We start from the raw sequence: 18,577 nt of genomic DNA on the forward strand, positions 1-18,577 counted from the left end.
CTCGCGGTGCGCGGGCCTGCATGGATCAGGACCCGAGTTCGTTGTCGATGAAGGCGAAGATCTCGTCGTCGGTCGCCACGTCGAGCGCGCCGGCCACGGTGGCGGCCTCGCCGCCCCGCCACTTGCCGAGCAGCGCGTCCAGGCGGGAGACCACGCGGCGGCGCGTGTCGTCGCCGTCGGCCAGGCCGGACACCAGCTCCTCGAGCCGGTCGACGGCCGCCAGCGCGGCGGGTTCGGTGTCGCCGCCCGCCAGTTCCGCGGCCAGCACGTCCGCGATCGCGGACGGCGTCGGGTGGTCGAAGGCCAGGGTGGACGGCAGCCGGAGGCCCGTCGCCGCGGTCAGCCGGTTCCGCAGCTCGACCGCCATCAGCGAGTCGAACCCGAGGTCCTTCAGCGGCCGCTCCGGCCGCAGGGCGTCCAGCGACCCGTGCCCGGCCACCGTCGCCACGTGCCCGAGCACCAGCTCCAGCAAGGCCCGCTCGCGGTCCTCAGTGGACAGTCCGGTCAGCCGGTCGCCGAAGGACGCGGTGACTCCGGTGGTGCGCCGGGCGCGGGGCGCGGCCAGCTCGCGGGTGAGCGCGCCGAGCACCTCGGGCACGGAGCCCTCGGCGGCGCCGGTCCGCAGCGCGCCGACGTCGAGGCGGATCGGGACGGCCAGTGTCTCGGCCAGTCCCGCGTCGAACAGCGCCAGCGCCTCCTCGCTGGTCAGCGCGAGGGAACCGCGGCGCGCCATCCGGAGCCGGCCGGCCTCGCCGATCGTCCCGGTCAGCTCGCTGGTGTCGGCCCACCGGCCCCAGGCGAGGGACACCGCGGGCAGGCCGCGGGCCCGGCGGTGGGCCGCCAGTGCGTCGAGGAAGGCGTTGGCGGCCGCGTAGTTGGCTTGCCCGGCGCTGCCGAACACCCCGGCGGCGGAGGAGAACAGGACGAACGCGCCGACGTCGCCGCACAGCTCGTGCAGGTTCAGCGCCGCATCGACCTTCGGCCGCAGGACCGCCTCGAGCCGCTCCGGCGTCAGCGCGCCGACCAGCCCGTCGTCGAGCGTGCCCGCGGTGTGCACGACGCCGGTCAGTTCGAGGCCGGCGACAGCCTTGGCGAGCGCGTCGCGATCGGCGGCGTCACACGCCACGACCTCGGCCCGCGCCCCGAGCCCGGCCAGCTCGGCACACAGTTCGTCCGCACCGGGCGCGTCCGGGCCGCGACGGCTCAGCAACACGAGATCGCGGACCCCGTGCTCGGTCACCAGGTGCCGGGCGACCAGACCGCCCAGCGTGCCGGTGCCACCGGTGACCAGCACCGTGCCGTCGCCCATCTTCCGCGGCACCCGCAGCACCAGCTTGCCGACGTGCTTGGCCTGGCTCATCGTCCGGAACACGTCCCGTGCTTCGGCGATGTCCCGCACCGAAACCGGCAGCGGCCGCAGCACCCCGCGTTCGAACAGCCTCACCAGCTCCGCGAGCATCCCCGCCAGCCGGTCGAGCCCGGCGTCCCGCAGGTCGAACGAGCGGTACACGACCCCCGGGTACTCCTTGGCCACCAGCTCCGGATCACGGACGTCGTTCTTGCCCATCTCGACGAACCGGCCGCCTCGCGGCAACAACCGAAGAGACGCGTCCACGAACTCACCGGTCAGCGCGTCCAGCACCACATCGACCCCGGCACCGCCGGTCGCTCCGAGGAACGCGCTCTCGAAGTCCAAGGTGCGCGACGACGCCAGCCGCTCGGCGTCGACGTCCACCGACGGCCACTTCGCCGGACTCGCCGTCCCGAACACCGTCGCGCCCAGGTGCCGCGCGATCTGCACCGCCGCCATACCGACACCACCGGCCGCCGCGTGCACCAGCACCGACTCGCCGTCGCGGACCCCGGCCAGGTCGTTCAGCGCATACCAAGCCGTCAAAAACGCCACCGGAACCGAAGCCGCCGTCTCGAACGACCAATCCGACGGCATCCGCGCGACCTCCCGCCGGTCCACCACCGCCACCGGTCCCAACGCCCCGCTGCACAACCCGAAAACCCGGTCCCCCGGCGCCAGATCCGTGACCGCCGCACCGACCTCGAGCACCACACCGGCGCCTTCGGAGCCCATCCGCGAAGCGCCCGGGTACATCCCGAGACCGATCAGCACGTCCCGGAAGTTCACCCCGACCGCGCGCACCCCGACCCGGACTTCGCCGTCTCCCAGCGGCCGCACCGCCTCCGGTGCCTCGACCAGCGCGAGGTCGTCGAGGGTCCCGGCCTTCGTCACGTCCAGCCGCCACGGGCCCTCGGGCGCCCGCAACCGGTCGTCCGCCGCCCGGACGAGCCGGGGTGCCAGTACGACGCCGTCGCGCACGGCCAGCTGCGGCTCGTCCAGTCCCAGCGCCCGCTCGAAACCCGCTTCGGCGTCGAGGTCCAGCAGGACGAACCGGCCCGGGTTCTCCGACTGGGCCGAGCGCACCAGGCCCCACACGGCGGCCTGCGCGAGCCCGGCCACGGCCTCGTCGTCGCCGGCGGCCACGGCACCGCGGGTGACCACGACCAGCTTCGCCCGCCCGAACCGCTCGCCGGCCAGCCAGCCGCGCAGGATCTCCAGGGTTCGCCGCGTGACGTCGTGGACCCGCGCGGTCAGCGGGCCCTCCTCCGGCGCGGGCACCGGGAACACGACGACGTCGGGCACCGGGTCGAGCGCGGCGAGGCCGGGGTGTTCGGCGGTGCCCAGCACCGCCCACGTCCCGGCGGGGCGCGGATCGGCGGCGACCGGGCGCCAGGCGAGCCGGTGGAGGAAGTCCGGGCGCGTCTGCGCCATGGGCCGCGACACCACCGACCGTGCGGTCAGCACGGGGGCGCCGGAGCCGTCGGTCACGCCGAGCGTGACACCGTCGGCGCCGGCCGGGCCGACGCGGGCACGCAGGACCGTGGCCCCGCGCGAGTGCAGCCGGACGCCGGTCCACGCGAACGGCAGCCGGGGCGTGCCCGGGTCATCGGAGGACCGCAGCTTGCCCGCCTGCAGCACGGCGTCGAGCAGGACCGGGTGCAGCCCGAACCCGCCAGCGTGCTCGCCATCGGGGAGCCGGATGTCGGCGAAGATCTCGTCGCCGAGCCGCCAGGCCCGGTGGAGGCCTTGGAACGCGGGACCGTATTCGTAGCCCGCGTCGGCGAACCGCTGGTGGACGTCGTCGACCGGCACCGGCACGGCCCCGGCGGGCGGCCACTCGCCCGGCCCGTCCGGCACGGCGGTTCCGCCGGTGGTCAGCGTGCCGCTCGCGTGCCGGATCCACTCTTCGGCACCCGTACGCGAGTGGATCGTCAACGCACGGCGACCGTCGTCCGCTGCCGGCGCGACGCCGAGCTGGAGATCGATCCCGCCCTCGCCGGCCAGGGTGAGCGGGGCCTCCAAGGTGAGCTCTTCGATCTCGGCGCAGCCCGCCTCGGCCGCGGCCAGCGCGGCGAGTTCGACGAACGCGGCGCCGGGCAGCAGCACGGTCCCGCGGACCGCGTGCTCGGCCAGCCACGGCTGGGCCGACGGCGAAAGCCGGCCCGTCAAGGTGAGCGCGCCGGACTCCGCGGCCCGGACGGCCGTGCCCACCAGGGGGTGGCCGGTGGCGCCGAGACCCCACGCCTGCGGGTCCCCGCCACCGTCCCCGCCGGGACGGGGCCAGAACCGCCGGTGCTGGAAGGCGTAGGTGGGCAGCTCCACCACCCGGCCGGAAACCAGCCGTTCCCAGGCGACCGGCACACCCGCGCCGTGCGCGTCCCCGTAAGCGGTGTAGAGCTGTTCGAGCCCGCCCCGGTCCCGGCGCAGGGTCGGCACGGCCGCGCCGTCGGTCCCGGCCGCGTCGAGCGTCTGCTGGACGCCGACGGTCAGGACCGGGTGGGCCGAGCTTTCGACGAACACCGTGTGCCCGGCCGCGATCGCCGCTCGCACGGCGTCTTCGAACCGCACGGTGGCCCGCAGGTTGCGGTACCAGTACTCGGCGGTGAGCTCGGCGGTGTCGATCGGCTCGCCGGTCAGCGTCGAGAAGAACGTGGTGTCCACACTGGACGGATGCACCGGGGCCAGCTCGCGGAGGATCCGCTCCCGGATCGCCTCGACCTGCGGCGAGTGGGACGCGTAGTCGACGGGCACCCGGCGCACCCGGACGTCGGCGGCTTCCCAGGCGGCCTGGGCCGCGTCGAGCGCGGCGGCCTCACCCGAGACGACGGTCGCGGACGGGCCGTTCACCGCGGCCACCCCCAGCCGCGGGTCCAGGCCGGCCTCGACGTCGGCCACCGGCAACGGCACCGACAACATCCCGCCGGTCCCCGCCAGCTCGGTGATCGCCTTCGCCCGCAGCGCAACCACCCGCGCACCGTCCTCAAGGGACAACGCACCGGCGACCACGGCCGCGGCGATCTCGCCCTGGGAGTGCCCGATCACGGCCGCGGGCTCGACGCCGGCGGCTCGCCACGTCTCGGCCAGGCAGACCATCACCGCCCACAGCAGCGGCTGCACCACGTCCACCCGCTCCAGCAAGGCGGGATCGCCCGAGCGGGCCACCTCCGTCAGCGACCAGTCCACAAAGGACGCCAGGGCCGCCTCACACTCAGCCCAACGAGCCGCGAACACGTCCGAAGAATCCAGCAGCTCGACGGCCATCCCCGCCCACTGCGAACCCTGGCCCGGGAACACCAGCACCGGGCCCGCACCACCGGCGACGCGACCGGGCGCCTGCTCCCCCGACGCCACCGCGGCCAGCCGGGCCAGCAGTTCGTCGCGGCCGGTGCCCACCACGACCGCGCGGTGCTCCAGCCGGGCCCTGGTCGTGGCCAGCGAAAACGCCACATCGGACGGGGTCGGTGCCGGGTGCTCGGCCAGGTGCCCGGCCAGCCGCTCCGCCTGGGCCCGCACCGCCGCGGCCGACTTCCCCGACAGCACCCACGGCACGACCGCGGGCACGGGCACCGGCGCGGGTTCCGGTTCCGCCGGCACGGCCGGCGCTTCTTCGACGAGCAGGTGGGCGTTCGTGCCGCTCATGCCGAACGACGACACCCCGGCCCGCCTCGGCCGGTCCGAAGCCGGCCACGGCCGGGCCTCGGTCAGCAGCTCCACCGCACCCGCCGACCAGTCGACCCGCGAAGACGGCGGATCGGCGTGCAACGTCTTCGGCAGCAGGCCGTGCCGCAGGGCCAGCACCACCTTGAACACCCCGGCAACGCCGGCCGCGCCCTGCGTGTGGCCGAGGTTCGACTTGACCGACCCCAGCAGCAGCGGCCGCTCGCGGTGCTGCCCGTAGGTGGCGAGCAGGGCCTGCGCCTCGATCGGGTCGCCCAGCCTCGTGCCGGTCCCGTGCGCCTCGACGACGTCGACGTCCGCCGGGGCGAGCCCGGCGTCGGCCAGTGCCTGGCGGATCACCCGCTGCTGGGCCGGGCCGTTCGGGGCGGTCAGGCCGTTCGAGGCGCCGTCTTGGTTGACCGCGGAACCGGTGAGCACGGCCAGCACGGGGTGTCCCTGCCGTCGCGCGTCCGAAAGCCGCTCGACCAGCAGCACCCCGACGCCCTCGGCGAAGCCGGCGCCGTCGGCTTCCTCGCCGAACGCCTTGCACCGGCCGTCGGCGGCCACGCCCCGCTGGCGGGAGAACGCGGTGAAGATCCGCGGGGTGGGCATGATCGCGCTGCCGCCGGCCAGTGCCACGTCGCACTCGCCGGCGCGCAGCGCGCGGATGGCCAGGTGCAGCGCCACCAGCGACGAGGAACACGCGGTGTCCACGGTCACCGCCGGGCCTTCGAAGCCGAAGGTGTAGGCGACCCGGCCGGACAGCACGCTCGACGCGTTCCCGGTGAGGACGTGCCCTTCGAGGTCGGCGCCTTCGGTGCGCAGCAGGCCGCTGTAGTCCTGGGTGGACGCGCCGAAGAACACCCCGGCGCGCGTCCCGGCCAGCGTCGTCACGTCGATGCCCGCCCGCTCCACCGCTTCCCAGGACGTCTCCAGCAGCAGCCGTTGCTGCGGGTCCATGGCCAGCGCCTCACGCGGGCTGATCGAGAACAGCTCGGGGTCGAACGCGGCGACGTCGTCGAGGAAGCCGCCCCGCCGGACGGTGGACTTGCCCGGCGCGTCGGGGTCGGCGTCGAACACGGCGTCGAGGTCCCAGCCGCGGTCGGCGGGGAACTCGCCGATGGCGTCGCCACCCGAAGCGAGCAGCCGCCACAGCTGCTCGGGCGAGGTGATCCCGCCCGGGAAGCGGCAGCCGAGGCCGACGACGGCGATCGGTTCGCGGCCGGCGTCCTCGCGTTCGCGCAGCTGCCGCCGGGTGGCGCGCAGGTCTTCCGACACGCGCTTGAGGTAGTCCCTCAGCTTGTCTTCGGTGTTCATCGCGGCTTCTCCGTCTCGCTGCGGACCGGTCACGTCAGGCCGAACTCGTCGTCGATGAGCGAAAAGAGCTCGTCGTCGGTCGCCGACCGGAATTCGCGCGCGGCGCCGTCGGCGTCCGGCTGCCGCCGGGCGCGCCACCGGGTCAGCAGGGCTTCGAGCCGCGCTCCGACGCCCGCGTCCGGCCCGTCGCCGTCGAACAGCGCCGCCTCCAGCCGGTCGAGTTCGAGCTCGGCGGTCGCGGCCGGGGTGGCCGGCCGCAGCTCGGCGCGCAGGTGCGCGGCGAGCGCGGCCGGGGTCGGGTGGTCGAAGACGAGCGTCGCGGCCAGCTTCAGGCCGGTCGCGGCGGCGAGGCGGTTGCGCAGCTCCACCGCGGTCAGCGAGTCGAACCCGAGGTCCTTGAACGGGCGATCGGCGTCCGGGGCGGTGTGCCCGACGACGGCGCTCACGTGGCCGGTCAGCAGGTTCAGCAGCACTCGGTCGGCTTCGCTCTCGGGGAGGACGGCGAGCCGGGTGGCCAGGGTGCCCGCGGCGGCTTCGGTGACCGTGCCCGCCTGCCGCCGGGTGACGCGCCGGACGAGCCCGCGCAGCACCGGGGCGACGGCAGGCTGGGCGCGCAGGGCCGCGAGGTCGAGCCGGATCGGGGCGAGCAGCGGCTCGCCCGCGGACAGGGCCTCGTCGAACAACGCCAGGCCATCCTCTGTGGACAGTGCGATGGTGCTGCGGCGCGCCAGCCGCCGGGTGTCCGCTTCGGACAGGGTGCCGGTCATGCCGCTCGCTTCCGCCCACAGCCCCCAGGCCAGCGAAGTCCCCGGCAGTCCGTGGGCCCGGCGGTGCTGGGCGAGGGCGTCCAGGAACGTGTTCGCGGCGGCGTAGGCGGCCTGTCCCGGCCGGCCGAACAGGCCCGCGGACGAGGAGAACAGGACGAAGGCGCCGACGTCACCGCACAGCTCGTGCAGGTTCAGCGCCGCATCGACCTTCGGCCGCAGGACTTCGGCCAGCCGCTCCGGCGTCACCGACTCGAGCACGCCGTCGCCGAGCACCCCGGCCGCGTGCACGACCCCGGCCAGGTCGAGACCGGCGACGACCTTCGCGAGCGCGTCGCGATCCGCCGCGTCGCACGCCACGACCTCGGCCCGCGCGCCGAGCCCGGCCAGCTCGGCACACAGTTCGCCGGCGCCGGGTGTGTCCGGGCCGCGACGGCTCAGCAGCACCAAGTCCCGGACCCCGTGCTCGGTCACCAGGTGCCGCGCCAGCAACGCACCCAGGGTGCCGGTGCCGCCGGTGATCAGCACCGTGCCGTCAGCCATCTTCCGCGGCACCCGCAGCACCAGCTTGCCGACGTGCTTGGCCTGGCTCATCGTCCGGAACACATCCCGTGCTTCGGCGATGTCCCGCACCGAAACCGGCAGCGGCCGCAGCACCCCGCGTTCGAACAGCGCGGTGACTTCGGCGAGCATCCCGGCCAGCCGGTCGAGCCCGGCGTCCCGCAGGTCGAACGAGCGGTACACGACCCCGGGGTACTCCTTGGCCACCAGTTCCGGGTCGCGGATGTCGTTCTTGCCCATCTCGACGAACCGGCCGCCTCGCGGCAGCAAGCGCAGGGACGCGTCCACGAACTCGCCGGTCAGCGCGTCCAGCACGACATCGACCCCGGCGCCGCCGGTGGCCGCGAGGAACTCGGGCTCGAAGTCCAGGGTCCGCGAGGACGCCAGCCGCTCGGCCGCGATTCCCACCGACGGCCACTTCGCCGGGCTGGCCGTGCCGAACACGGTCGCCCCCAGGTGCTCGGACACCTGCACCGCGGCCATGCCGACACCACCGGCGGCCGCGTGCACCAGCACCGATTCACCGTGACGCAGCCCGGCCAGGTCGTTCAGCGCGTACCAAGCCGTCAGAAACGCCACCGGAACCGAAGCCGCCGTCTCGAACGACCAATCCGACGGCATCCGCGTGATCTCCCGCCGGTCCACCACCGCCACGGGTCCCAGCGCCCCGCTGCACAACCCGAAAACCCGGTCCCCCGGCGCCAGGTCCGTGACCGTGGCACCGACCTCCAGGACGACACCGGCGCCCTCGGCGCCCATCGGCACCGCGTCGGGGTACATCCCGAGGCCGATCAGCACGTCGCGGAAGTTCAGGCCGACCGCGCGCACGCCGAGCCGGACTTCGTTGTCCCGCAGGGCGCGGAGCGCCCCGGGTGCCTCGACCAGCGCGAGGTCGTCCAGGGTCCCGGCCTTCGTCACGTCCAGCCGCCACGGGCCCTCGGGCGCCCGCAACCGGTCGTCCCCGGCGCGGGCGAGGCGGGGCGCGAGCAGCGCGTCCGCGCGCACGGCCAGCTGCGGCTCGTCCAGCTCCAGCGCCGTGGCGAGGGCCCGGTCGAACCGCGCGCCCTCGTCGAGGTCGAGCAAGACGAACCGGCCGGGGTGCTCCGACTGCGCCGAGCGCAGCAGCCCCCACAGCCCGGCGCCGGTGACCCCGGCGACCCGGTCACCGGGGCTCGCCGCCACCGCGTCGCGGGTGAGCACCACTAGCCGCGAGTGCGCGAGCCGGTCGTCGGCCAGGAAGGAACGGACCAGTTCCAGTCCCTTTTGGACGGTCTCGACGGCCGCTCCGGGCGGTACCTCGGCGACGAGCACCGGCGGCACCGCCGCCCCATCGCCGAGGTGCCCGTCGAACGGCACCCACCGGGGTGCCGGGGCGTCCGACGGCCGGACCGGGGTCCAGTCCACGGTGTACAGCCGGTTTTCGCGCGCGGCGAGCCCTCCGGGAGCCACCGGCCGCGACACGAGCGTGTCCACGGCAGCGACGACCGCCCCGGTCACGTCGGTGAGCAGCAGCGACACGCCGTCTTCGCCGGCCGGGGTGATCCGCACGCGGACGGTGGCGGCACCCGTCGCGTGCAGGCGCACGCCGGACCACGAAAACGGGAGCCGGATCCGGCCGGCCTCGGGCTGCGGCACGAACGAGGCCAGGCGCAGTCCGTGCAGCGCGGCGTCGAGCAACGCCGGGTGGATGCCGTAGCGCCCGGCGGCCCGGCGCTGTTCCTCCGGCAGCGTCACCTCGGCGAACACCGCGTCGGCGGTCTCCCACGCGGCGGTCAGGCCGCGGAAGGCGGGGCCGTACCGGTAGCCGGTCTCGGCGAGCCGGTCGTAGAAGCCGGTCAGCTCGAGCGGCCGGGCGCCGGCGGGTGGCCACTGCGGCGCTTCGGGGGCCGGGCCGGCGGCGGTCTCGGTGAGCACCCCGGTCGCGTGCCGGGTCCAGGTCTCGTCGCCGTCGGGGCAGGAGTGGATGGCCAGCGGACGGCCGCCGTCCTCGCCGGGTGCACCGACCGAAACCTGCACCCGCACCGCGGCCGGGCCGGGCAGCACGAGCGGGTTCTCCAGCACCAGTTCCCCAACGCCGGCGCAGCCGGTGCGGTCCGCGGCGCACAGCGCGAGTTCGAGCAGCGCGGCACCCGGCACCAGGACGACGTCGCCGGCCGCGTGGTCGGCGAGCCACGGGTGCGTCCGCGTCGAAAGGCGGCCGGTGAGCAGCACCCCGCCGGAGTCCGCCACGGCCACGGCCGCACCCAGCAGCGGGTGCCCGGCTTCGGTCAGCCCCAGCCCGGTCGCGTCGCCCGCACGCCGCGCGGCGGCGTCCGGCCAGTACCGGTCCCGGCGGAAGGCGTAGGTCGGCAGGTCGGCGCCGGCCCGGTCGCCGAAGCCCCACGACACCGGCAGGCCGTTGACGCGGGCGGTGGCCAGCGCGGTGCAGAGCTGCCGGGGCCCGCCGTGGTCGCGCCGCAGCGTCGGCACGACGACGCCGCGCACGCCCGCGGCTTCGAGGGTCTGCTCGACGCCGAGGGTGAGCACGGGGTGCGGGGAGACTTCGACGAAGCTGGTGTGCCCGGCCGCGACCGCGGCCAGCACGGCGGCCGAGAAGTGCACCGTGCCACGCAGGTTCCGGTACCAGTAGTCCGCGTCGAGGCCGGCGCCGTCGACGGCCGCGCTCTCCAGCGCCGAGAAGAAGATCGTGTCCACAGAGGAGGGCCGAAGGCCGTCGAGGTCGATCAGGATCCGCTCGCGGATGGACTCGACCTGCGGTGAGTGCGACGCGTAGTCCACCGGGACCCGCCGCACGCGCACGCCGGCCGCTTCCCACCGCGCCTGCGCCTCGGCCAGCGCGTCCGCCGCGCCGGAAACCACGCAGACGGCGGGGCCGTTGACGGCCGCGATCCCGAGCCGCGGGTCCAGCCCGGCCTCGACGTCGGCCGCCGGCAGCGGCACCGACAGCATCCCGCCCGTTCCCGCGAGCTCGGTGATCGCCTTGGCCCGCAGCGCGACCACCCGCGCGCCGTCCTCCACGGACAGCGCACCGGCGACGACGGCGGCGGCGATCTCGCCCTGCGAATGCCCGATCACCGCGGCCGGCCGGACGCCCGCCGACCGCCAGACCTCGGCGAGGCTCACCATCATCGCCCACAGCAGCGGCTGCACGACGTCGACGCGGTCGAGGACCGCCGGGTCGGCCGAGCGCGCCACCTCGGTCGGCGACCAGTCCACCCAGCGCGCCAGCGCCCGCTCGCACTCGGCCCACCGCCGGGCGAACACCTCGTGGGCATCGAGCAGCCCGACGGCCATGCCGAGCCACTGCGCGCCCTGGCCGGGGAAGACCAGGACGGGCCCGGCGCCGGGCTCCGCCGCCACCCCGGTGACCACCTCGGCCCCCGGTTCGCCCGCGGCCAGCGCGGCGAGCCCCGCCAAAAGTTCGTCGCGGTCCGCGCCGAGCACCGCCGCCCGGTGCGCCAGCCCCGAGCGCGTGCGGTCCAACGTCGCGGCCACGTCCACAACGGACAGTCCGGGACGCGCGGCGACGTGGTCGTAGAGCTGCTCCGCCTGTGTCCGCACCGCGTCGGCGGACGTCGCGCTCAGCAGCCACGGCACCAGCCGGTCCGGTTCCGGTTCGCGCGGCTCGGCCGGCGGCGGTTCCTCCAGGATCAGGTGGGCGTTGGTCCCGCTGATGCCGAAGGACGAAACGCCCGCCCGGCGCGGCCGCGGCCCGCGTGGCCACGGCTGTTCACCGGTCAGCAGCCGGACCTGCCCGGCCGTCCAGTCCACGTGGGACGACGGCTCGGCCGCGTGCAGCGTCGCGGGCAGCACCCCGGCCCGCATGGCCAGCACCACCTTCATCATCCCGGCGACCCCGGCCGCGGCCTGGGTGTGCCCGATGTTCGACTTCACCGAGCCCAGCCACAGCGGCCGGTCCCGGTCCCGGCCGTAGGTGGCCAGCAGGGCCTGCGCCTCGATCGGATCGCCGAGCTTCGTGCCCGTGCCGTGCGCCTCGACCACGTCGACGTCCTGAGCAGACAATCCGGCGGCGGCCAGCGCCTGCCGGATCACCCGCTGCTGCGACGGCCCGTTCGGCGCGGTGAGGCCGTTCGACGCGCCGTCGGAGTTGATCGCGGAGCCCTTCAGCAGCGCGAGCACCGGGTGCCCGTTGCGGCGCGCGTCGGACAGCCGCTCCAGCACCAGCACGCCGACGCCCTCGGCGAACCCGGCGCCGCCGGCGTCCTCGGCGAACGCGCGGCACCGCCCGTCCCCGGACAGCGCACCCTGCCGCGACAGCTCGACGAACCGGCGGGGCGTGGCCATGATCGTCACGCCGCCGGCCAGCGCGAGCGTGCACTCGCCGCGGCGCAGCGCCTGATCGGCGAGGTGGGTCGCGACCAGCGACGACGAACACGCCGTGTCCACCGAAACGGCCGCGCCCTCCAGGCCGAGCACGTAGGCCACCCGGCCGGACAGCACGCTCGACGCCGTCCCGGTGCCGCGGAAGCCTTCCAGGACGGCGTCGTCGAGGAGCTCGGCGTAGTCGTGGGTGTTGACACCGGTGTAGACGCCGGTGCGGCTGCCGCGCAGGCTCGACGGGTCGATGCCCGCCCGCTCCAGCGCCTCCCACGACGTCTCCAGCAGCAGCCGCTGCTGCGGGTCCATGGCGAGCGCCTCGCGCGGCGAGACGCTGAAGAACGCCGGGTCGAATTCGTCGGCGTCGTAGAGGAACCCGCCCTCGCGGGTGACGGACTTGCCCGCCGCCTCCGGGTCCGGGTCGTGCAGCCCGTCGACGTCCCAGCCGCGCCCGGCCGGGAACGGGCCGATCGCGTCGCCGCCGGCGGCGACGAACGCCCAGTACTCGTCCGGGGTGCGGATGCCGCCGGGGAACCGGCAGGCCATGCCGACGATCGCGACCGGCTCGCCGTCGGCGGCCGCGGCGACGGGCGCGGCCACGTCGGTTTCGCCGCCGCCCAGCTCCGCGGCGAGGTACCCGGCCAGCGCGGCCGGGGTCGGGTAGTCGAAGACGGCGGTGGCGGGCAGGCTCAAGCCGGTGGCCGCCGCGAGCGCGTTGCGCAGCTCGACCGCGGTCAGCGAGTCGCAGCCGAGGTCCTTGAACGACCGGTCGGCGGGCACGTCGGCCGGTCCGGCGTGCCCGAGCACCGACGCGGTGTGCGTGCGGACCAGCACGGCGAGCTCGGCCCGGCTCCGCCCGGCCGGCTTCGCCGCCTCCGACGGCGGACGCGCCTCCGGCAGTTCGGCGAGCAGCGGGCTCGGCCGGGCACCGGCGAACGACACCGCGAAGCGGTCCCAGCGGATGTCGGCGACGGTCAGCGTGGTCTCGCCGTCGGCGATCGCCGCGGTGAGCGCGCCGAGGGCGAGCGCGGGCGGCATGGCGCCGAGCCCGCGCAGCCGGAGCCGGTCGGCGGCCGCGCCACCGGCCGCCATGCCGCCCTCCGCCCACGGTCCCCAGGCGATCGACGTCGCCGGCAGGCCGCGGGCCCGGCGGTACGACGCGAGCGCGTCCAGGTAGGCGTTGGCGGCGGCGTAGTTGCCCTGGCCGGCGCTGCCGAGCGTGCCCGTGTCGGAGGAGAACAGCACGAAGGCGTCGAGGCCGGCGTCTTCGGTGAGCTCGTGCAGCACCCACGCGGAGTCCGCCTTGGCCGTCAGCACCGGTTCGAACCGCTCGGGCGTGAGGGATTCGAGGACGCCGTCGGCCAGCACCCCGGCCGCGTGCACGACGGCGCGCACGGGCTGGTCTTCCGGCAGGGCGGCGAGCACGGCCGCGACGGCGGCCCGGTCGGCCGCGTCCACGGCGGCGACGGTGACCGCCGCCCCCGCGGCGGTGAGCTCGGCTTCGAGCGCGGCCGCGCCGGGTGCGTCCCGGCCACGGCGGCTGAGCAGCAGCAGCCGTTCGGCGCCACCGGCGGCGAGCTCGCGGGCGACCTCGGCCCCGAGCGCGCCGGTGCCGCCGGTGATCAGGACCGTGCCGCGGGGCTGCCACGCGGTGACGCCCGCGCTCGCGCGGGGTGCGCGGACGAGCCGGCGGGCGAGCACCCCGGCCGCCCGGACGGCGACCTGGTCCTCGCCGGTCCGGCCGGAAAGCACCGCGCACAGCCGGTCGGCGGCGCTTTCGTCGAGTTCCGCGGGCAGGTCGACGAGCCCGCCCCACAGCCGGGGGTGCTCCAGCGCGGCGACCGCGCCGAGGCCCCAGGCCATGGCCTGGCGGGGCGCGGTGACCGGGTCGTGGTCCGAAGTGGACACCGCGCCCGCGGTCAGGCACCACACGGGTGCTTCGCCGCCCCGGCCGGTGAGCGCGCGCAGCAGCTCGGCGAGCGCGGCCGGGCCGTCGGCGGCGAGCGTGGTCAGCACGCCGGCCACCGGTTCGGCGGGCCACCGTGCGGGCAGGTCGGCGAGGGTCGTGGCCACGACGTGGGCGCCTCGCGCGGCGAGGGCCGCGGTGACCGGCCCGGCGAGCGGGCAGGCCGCCGGGTGGACGAGCAGCCAGGTGCCGGCCGGCGGCGCGGCGGGAGCCGGGACCGGGCGCCAGGCGACGCGGTAGCGCCAGGCGTCGACCGGGTCGCCGGTGGGGGCGGGATCGAGCCAGAACCGCTGGTGCTCGAACGGGTACGTCGGCAGGTCCACCCGGCGTGCGCCCTCGAACAGCGGCGACCAGTCCACGGTGACGCCGTCGACGTGCAGCCGGCCCAGCGCGGTCAGGAACGCCGGCACCCCATCGCGGTCGGCCCGCTGCACCGCCACACCATCGACCAGCCCGGCCAGCACCGCACCCGGCCCGACCTCGACCCAGCGCCCGGCACCCGCAGCCACCACGGCGTCGGCAAAACGGACCGTGCCCCGCACCTGATCGACCCAGTACTGCGCGTCGAACACCGTCACCGGCTCACCGGTCAAGGTCGACACGATCGGCAGCTCCGGCGCGTGATACTCCACAGTGGACGCCACCGCCGCGAACTCCGCCAGCATCGGATCCATCCGATGCGAATGGAACGCGTGCGACACTTTCAGCCAGCGCGTTTTGCGGTCGGCCGCCCATTCGGCAACCTGCTCGACCGCCGCCACATCACCCGAAACAACGACCGAATCCGGACCGTTCACCGCGGCCAGCGAAACACCATCACCCAGCACCGGGGCGATCTCCGAGTGCGTGGCCTGCACCGCCAGCATCGCCCCACCCTCGGGCAACGCCTGCATCAACCGACCACGCGCCGACACCAGCGCACACGCGTCATCCAGCGAAAGCACACCAGCAACATGCGCCGCCGCGAACTCACCGATCGAATGCCCCACCAACACATCCGGCCGCACCCCAAACGACTCCAACAAGCGGAACAACGCCACCTCGACCGCAAACAACCCGGCCTGAGTGAACACCGTCCGATTCAGCAGCTCGGCATCCGAACCCCACAGCACATCCCGCAACGACGAATCGAGACGAGCGCACACCGCGTCGAAAGCCTCGGCGAAAACCGGGAACCGCTCGTACAGATCCCGGCCCATCCCAAGAACCTGCGAACCCTGACCCGAGAACAGAAACCCGGTGCGACCGGAACCCACCAGACCCGAAACCACGTTCGCAGCGGGCTCCCCGGCAGCCAGGGCCGACAAACCCGACAGCAGCGCGTCCCGCTCGCCGACCACCACCGCGCGGTGCTCCAACGCCGCCCGCCCGGTGGCCAGGGAGAAGGCAACGTCGGCGATCCGCGAGCCCGCCACCCGAGCCCGCACCCGGTCGGCCTGCGCCCGCAACGCCGGTGCACTGGCCGCGGAGAGCAGCCAAGCCACCGGACCGCGTTCGGAGTCCACATTGGACCCGCCAGGCGTCGTGGGCGCCTGCTCGATGAGCACGTGCGCGTTGGTGCCGCTCACGCCGAACGACGACACCCCGGCCCGCCGCGGCGACCCGGTCTCCGGCCACGGCCGGGCCTCGGTCAGCAGCTCCACCGCACCGGCCGACCAGTCCACTTCGGACGTCGGGCGGTCCACGTGCAGCGTCTTCGGCACGACGCCGTGCCGCATCGCCATGACCGTCTTGATGATGCCCGCCACCCCGGCCGCGGCCTGGGTGTGCCCGATGTTCGACTTCAGCGAACCCAGCAGCAACGGCGTTTCCCGGTCCCGGCCGTAGGTGGCCAGCAGCGCCTGCGCTTCGATCGGGTCGCCCAGCCGGGTCCCGGTGCCGTGCGCTTCGACCACGTCGACGTCCTGGGCGGACAGGCCGGCGGAAGCCAGCGCCCGCCGGATCACCCGCTGCTGCGCCGGGCCGTTCGGGGCGGTCAGCCCGTTCGACGCCCCGTCGGAGTTCACCGCCGAACCCCGCACCAGCGCCAGGATCTCGTGTCCGTGGCGGCGCGCGTCGGCCACGCTCTCCAGCAGCAGCACACCGGCGCCCTCGGCCCAGCCGGTGCCGTCGGCGGCGTCGGCGAACGACTTGCAGCGCCCGTCCGCCGCCAGCCCGCCCTGCCGGGAGAACTGCGCGAACTTCGCGGGCGTGGCCAGCACCGTCACCCCGGCGACCACGGCCAGCGAGCAGTCACCGGCCCGCAGCGACTGCACCGCCAGGTGCAGCGCCGTCAGCGAAGCCGAGCAGGCCGTGTCGACGGTCACCGCGGGACCTTCGAGGCCGAACGTGTAGGCGACGCGGCCCGAGAGGACGCTCGCCGCGCTGCCCGTGCCCCGGTAGCCCTCGAGCTCGCCGGGCGAGCCGAGCAGGAGGGTGCCGTAGTCCTGGCCGTTCGTGCCCGCGAACACCCCGGTCGGGCTGCCGCGCAGGGCGCCGGGGTCGATGCCCGCCCGCTCGAAGGCCTCCCAGCAGGTTTCCAGCAGCACCCGCTGCTGCGGGTCCATCGCCAGCGCTTCCCGCGGGGAAATCCCGAAGAAGCCGGCGTCGAACCCGGCCGCGTCGGCGAGGAAGCCGCCCTCGCGGGTGTCCGACGTGCCGGGCTCGCCCGGCGCGCGGCCGAAGAGCGCGCCGAAGTCCCAGCCGCGGTCGGCGGGGAACGCGGTGACCGCGTCACCCCCGCGCTCGAGCAGCGCCCACAGCTCTTCCGGGGACCCGATCCCGCCGGGCAGGCGACAGCTCATCGCCACGATCGCGATCGGCTCGTCCGCCGACGCCGGGCTCGGGACGTCCGGCCCGGCGTCGTCGGCACCGGCGAGGGCCCGCACGAGCGCCCGCGGTGTCGGGTGGTCGAACAGCAGGGTGCTCGGCAGCGGCCGGCCGGTCGCGGCGGCGAGCGCGTCGCGGATTTCCACCGCGGCCAGTGAATCCATGCCGAGGTCGGCGAACGGCCGCGCGTCGAGCACCGCGTCCGGCGCCACGCCGAGCACCCGAGCCGCCTCGGCCCGCACCAGGACGGCGAGGTCATCGCCGGTGGGCGAGGGCTCGGCGCGCGGGGTCTCCCGGCACGCCGTCAACGCGGCGGCCAGCGAAGCGGACTCGTCCCGGCCGCGGCGGAGCGCGGGCGCGACCGCGGCCTCGCCGCCGAGGCAGTCACGCACCAGCGAGCTCAGCACGGCGCCGGGCCCCAGCTCCAGGTAGCCGTGCGCGCCGGCCGCGGCGAGCGTGCGGACGCCGTCGGCGAACCGCACCGGCCGCCGCACGTGCCGGACCCAGTACTCGGGCGTCGCGATGTCGGCGGCGAACTCGCCGGTTTCGTCGGACACGACCGGGATCGACGGCGCCCGGAAGTCCAGGCCGGCGGCGATGTCCCGGAACCGGTCGAGCATCCCGTCCATGTGTGCCGAGTGGAACGCGTGGCTGACCCGCAGCCGGGTGGTCTTGCGGCCCCGCGCCGCCCATTCGGCGGCGACCGCGAGCACCGCGTCTTCGTCGCCGGACACGACGACCGAGGCCGGGCCGTTGACCGCCGCGATCTCGGCGTCCGGGTACGCGGCCAGCGTCCCGGCGAGCTCGCCTGCGGTCGCCTGGACCGCCGCCATGGCACCGCCTTCCGGGAGCGCCTGCATGAGCCGGCCCCGCGCGGCGACCAGCACGCACGCGTCCGGGAGCGAGAGCACGCCGGCGACGTGCGCGGCGGCCAGCTCGCCGATGGAGTGCCCGGCCAGGAAGGCCGGCCGCACGCCCCGGGCGACCACCGCGCGGAACAGGGCGACCTCGAGCGCGAAGAGCGCGGCCTGGGTGTACTCGGTCCGGTCGAGCAGCGCGGTCAGGTCGCCGAAGACGACCGACGCGAGCGGGACGTCGAGTTCGGCGTCGAGGTGCCGGCAGACCTCGTCGAAGGCGGCGCGGAACACCGGGTCGTCGCGGTGCAGGCCCTGGCCCATGCCGGGCCGCTGGCTGCCCTGGCCGGCGAAGAGGAAGGCGAGCGGTGGATCGGGCGGCCCGAGCACCAGGGTGCCGTCACCGGCGGCGAGGCGCACTTCCGGCTGTCCGGGCCGGGCGAACGCGCGCACCAGACCGGGCAGTTCGCCCGCGGCCGCGTCCCGCGCGGGGCCGCCGGCCGGCTCGGACCGGAGGAGGCCCCGGGCCCGGTCACCGGGCTCGGCGGGCTTGAGCAGCCACACCGCGTCGTCCGCGCCGACCAACGCGAAGCCGGTTTCGCCGAGCCGGTCGCAGGCCGCGCGCAGGGCGGCGGGCGCACCGCCGTCCACCACGGTTCCCGGCGCACCGGAGAAGGGGCGGATCCGCGCGAGCAGTTCCGCCGAATCGGCACAGACGAATACGTCCGCTCCGTTTCCGATCCCGGCCGCGAGTTCCGCGACGGACGCACCGGCGCCGTCCCCGAACCGGCTGGACAATCCGACGATCGCAATGTCTTTTCCCCGCACGCGCGCCTCTCAGACCTTCCGGCAGGTTCCCCCGTGTCCCCGATCCGGGCGTACCGGAACCGGCGGCTGAATTCGTCGGCGTCGGCGCGAACGAAAAGCGAAACCGGCGGCGCGGAATCGGGAGAGTCAC

At 75.5% G+C, this 18,577-nt stretch carries 2 protein-coding genes; both read right to left on the minus strand.

Translation table 11 applies throughout. The annotated features are described in order from the left end of the window. Window positions 1-25: 25 nt before the first annotated feature. Window positions 26-6,361, minus strand: a complete 6,336-nt coding sequence (locus ACWEGE_RS15810) for an SDR family NAD(P)-dependent oxidoreductase (RefSeq protein ID WP_449661153.1) — start codon at window positions 6,359-6,361, stop codon at window positions 26-28. Further along, window positions 6,358-18,417 (minus strand): SDR family NAD(P)-dependent oxidoreductase, encoded by a 12,060-nt coding sequence (locus ACWEGE_RS15815; protein WP_449661154.1) that lies wholly within the window; start codon window positions 18,415-18,417, stop codon window positions 6,358-6,360. Before ACWEGE_RS15815 ends, ACWEGE_RS15810 begins: the two co-directional genes overlap by 4 nt. Window positions 18,418-18,577: the final 160 nt, after the last annotated feature.

This window comes from Amycolatopsis sp. NPDC004747, assembly GCF_053601335.1.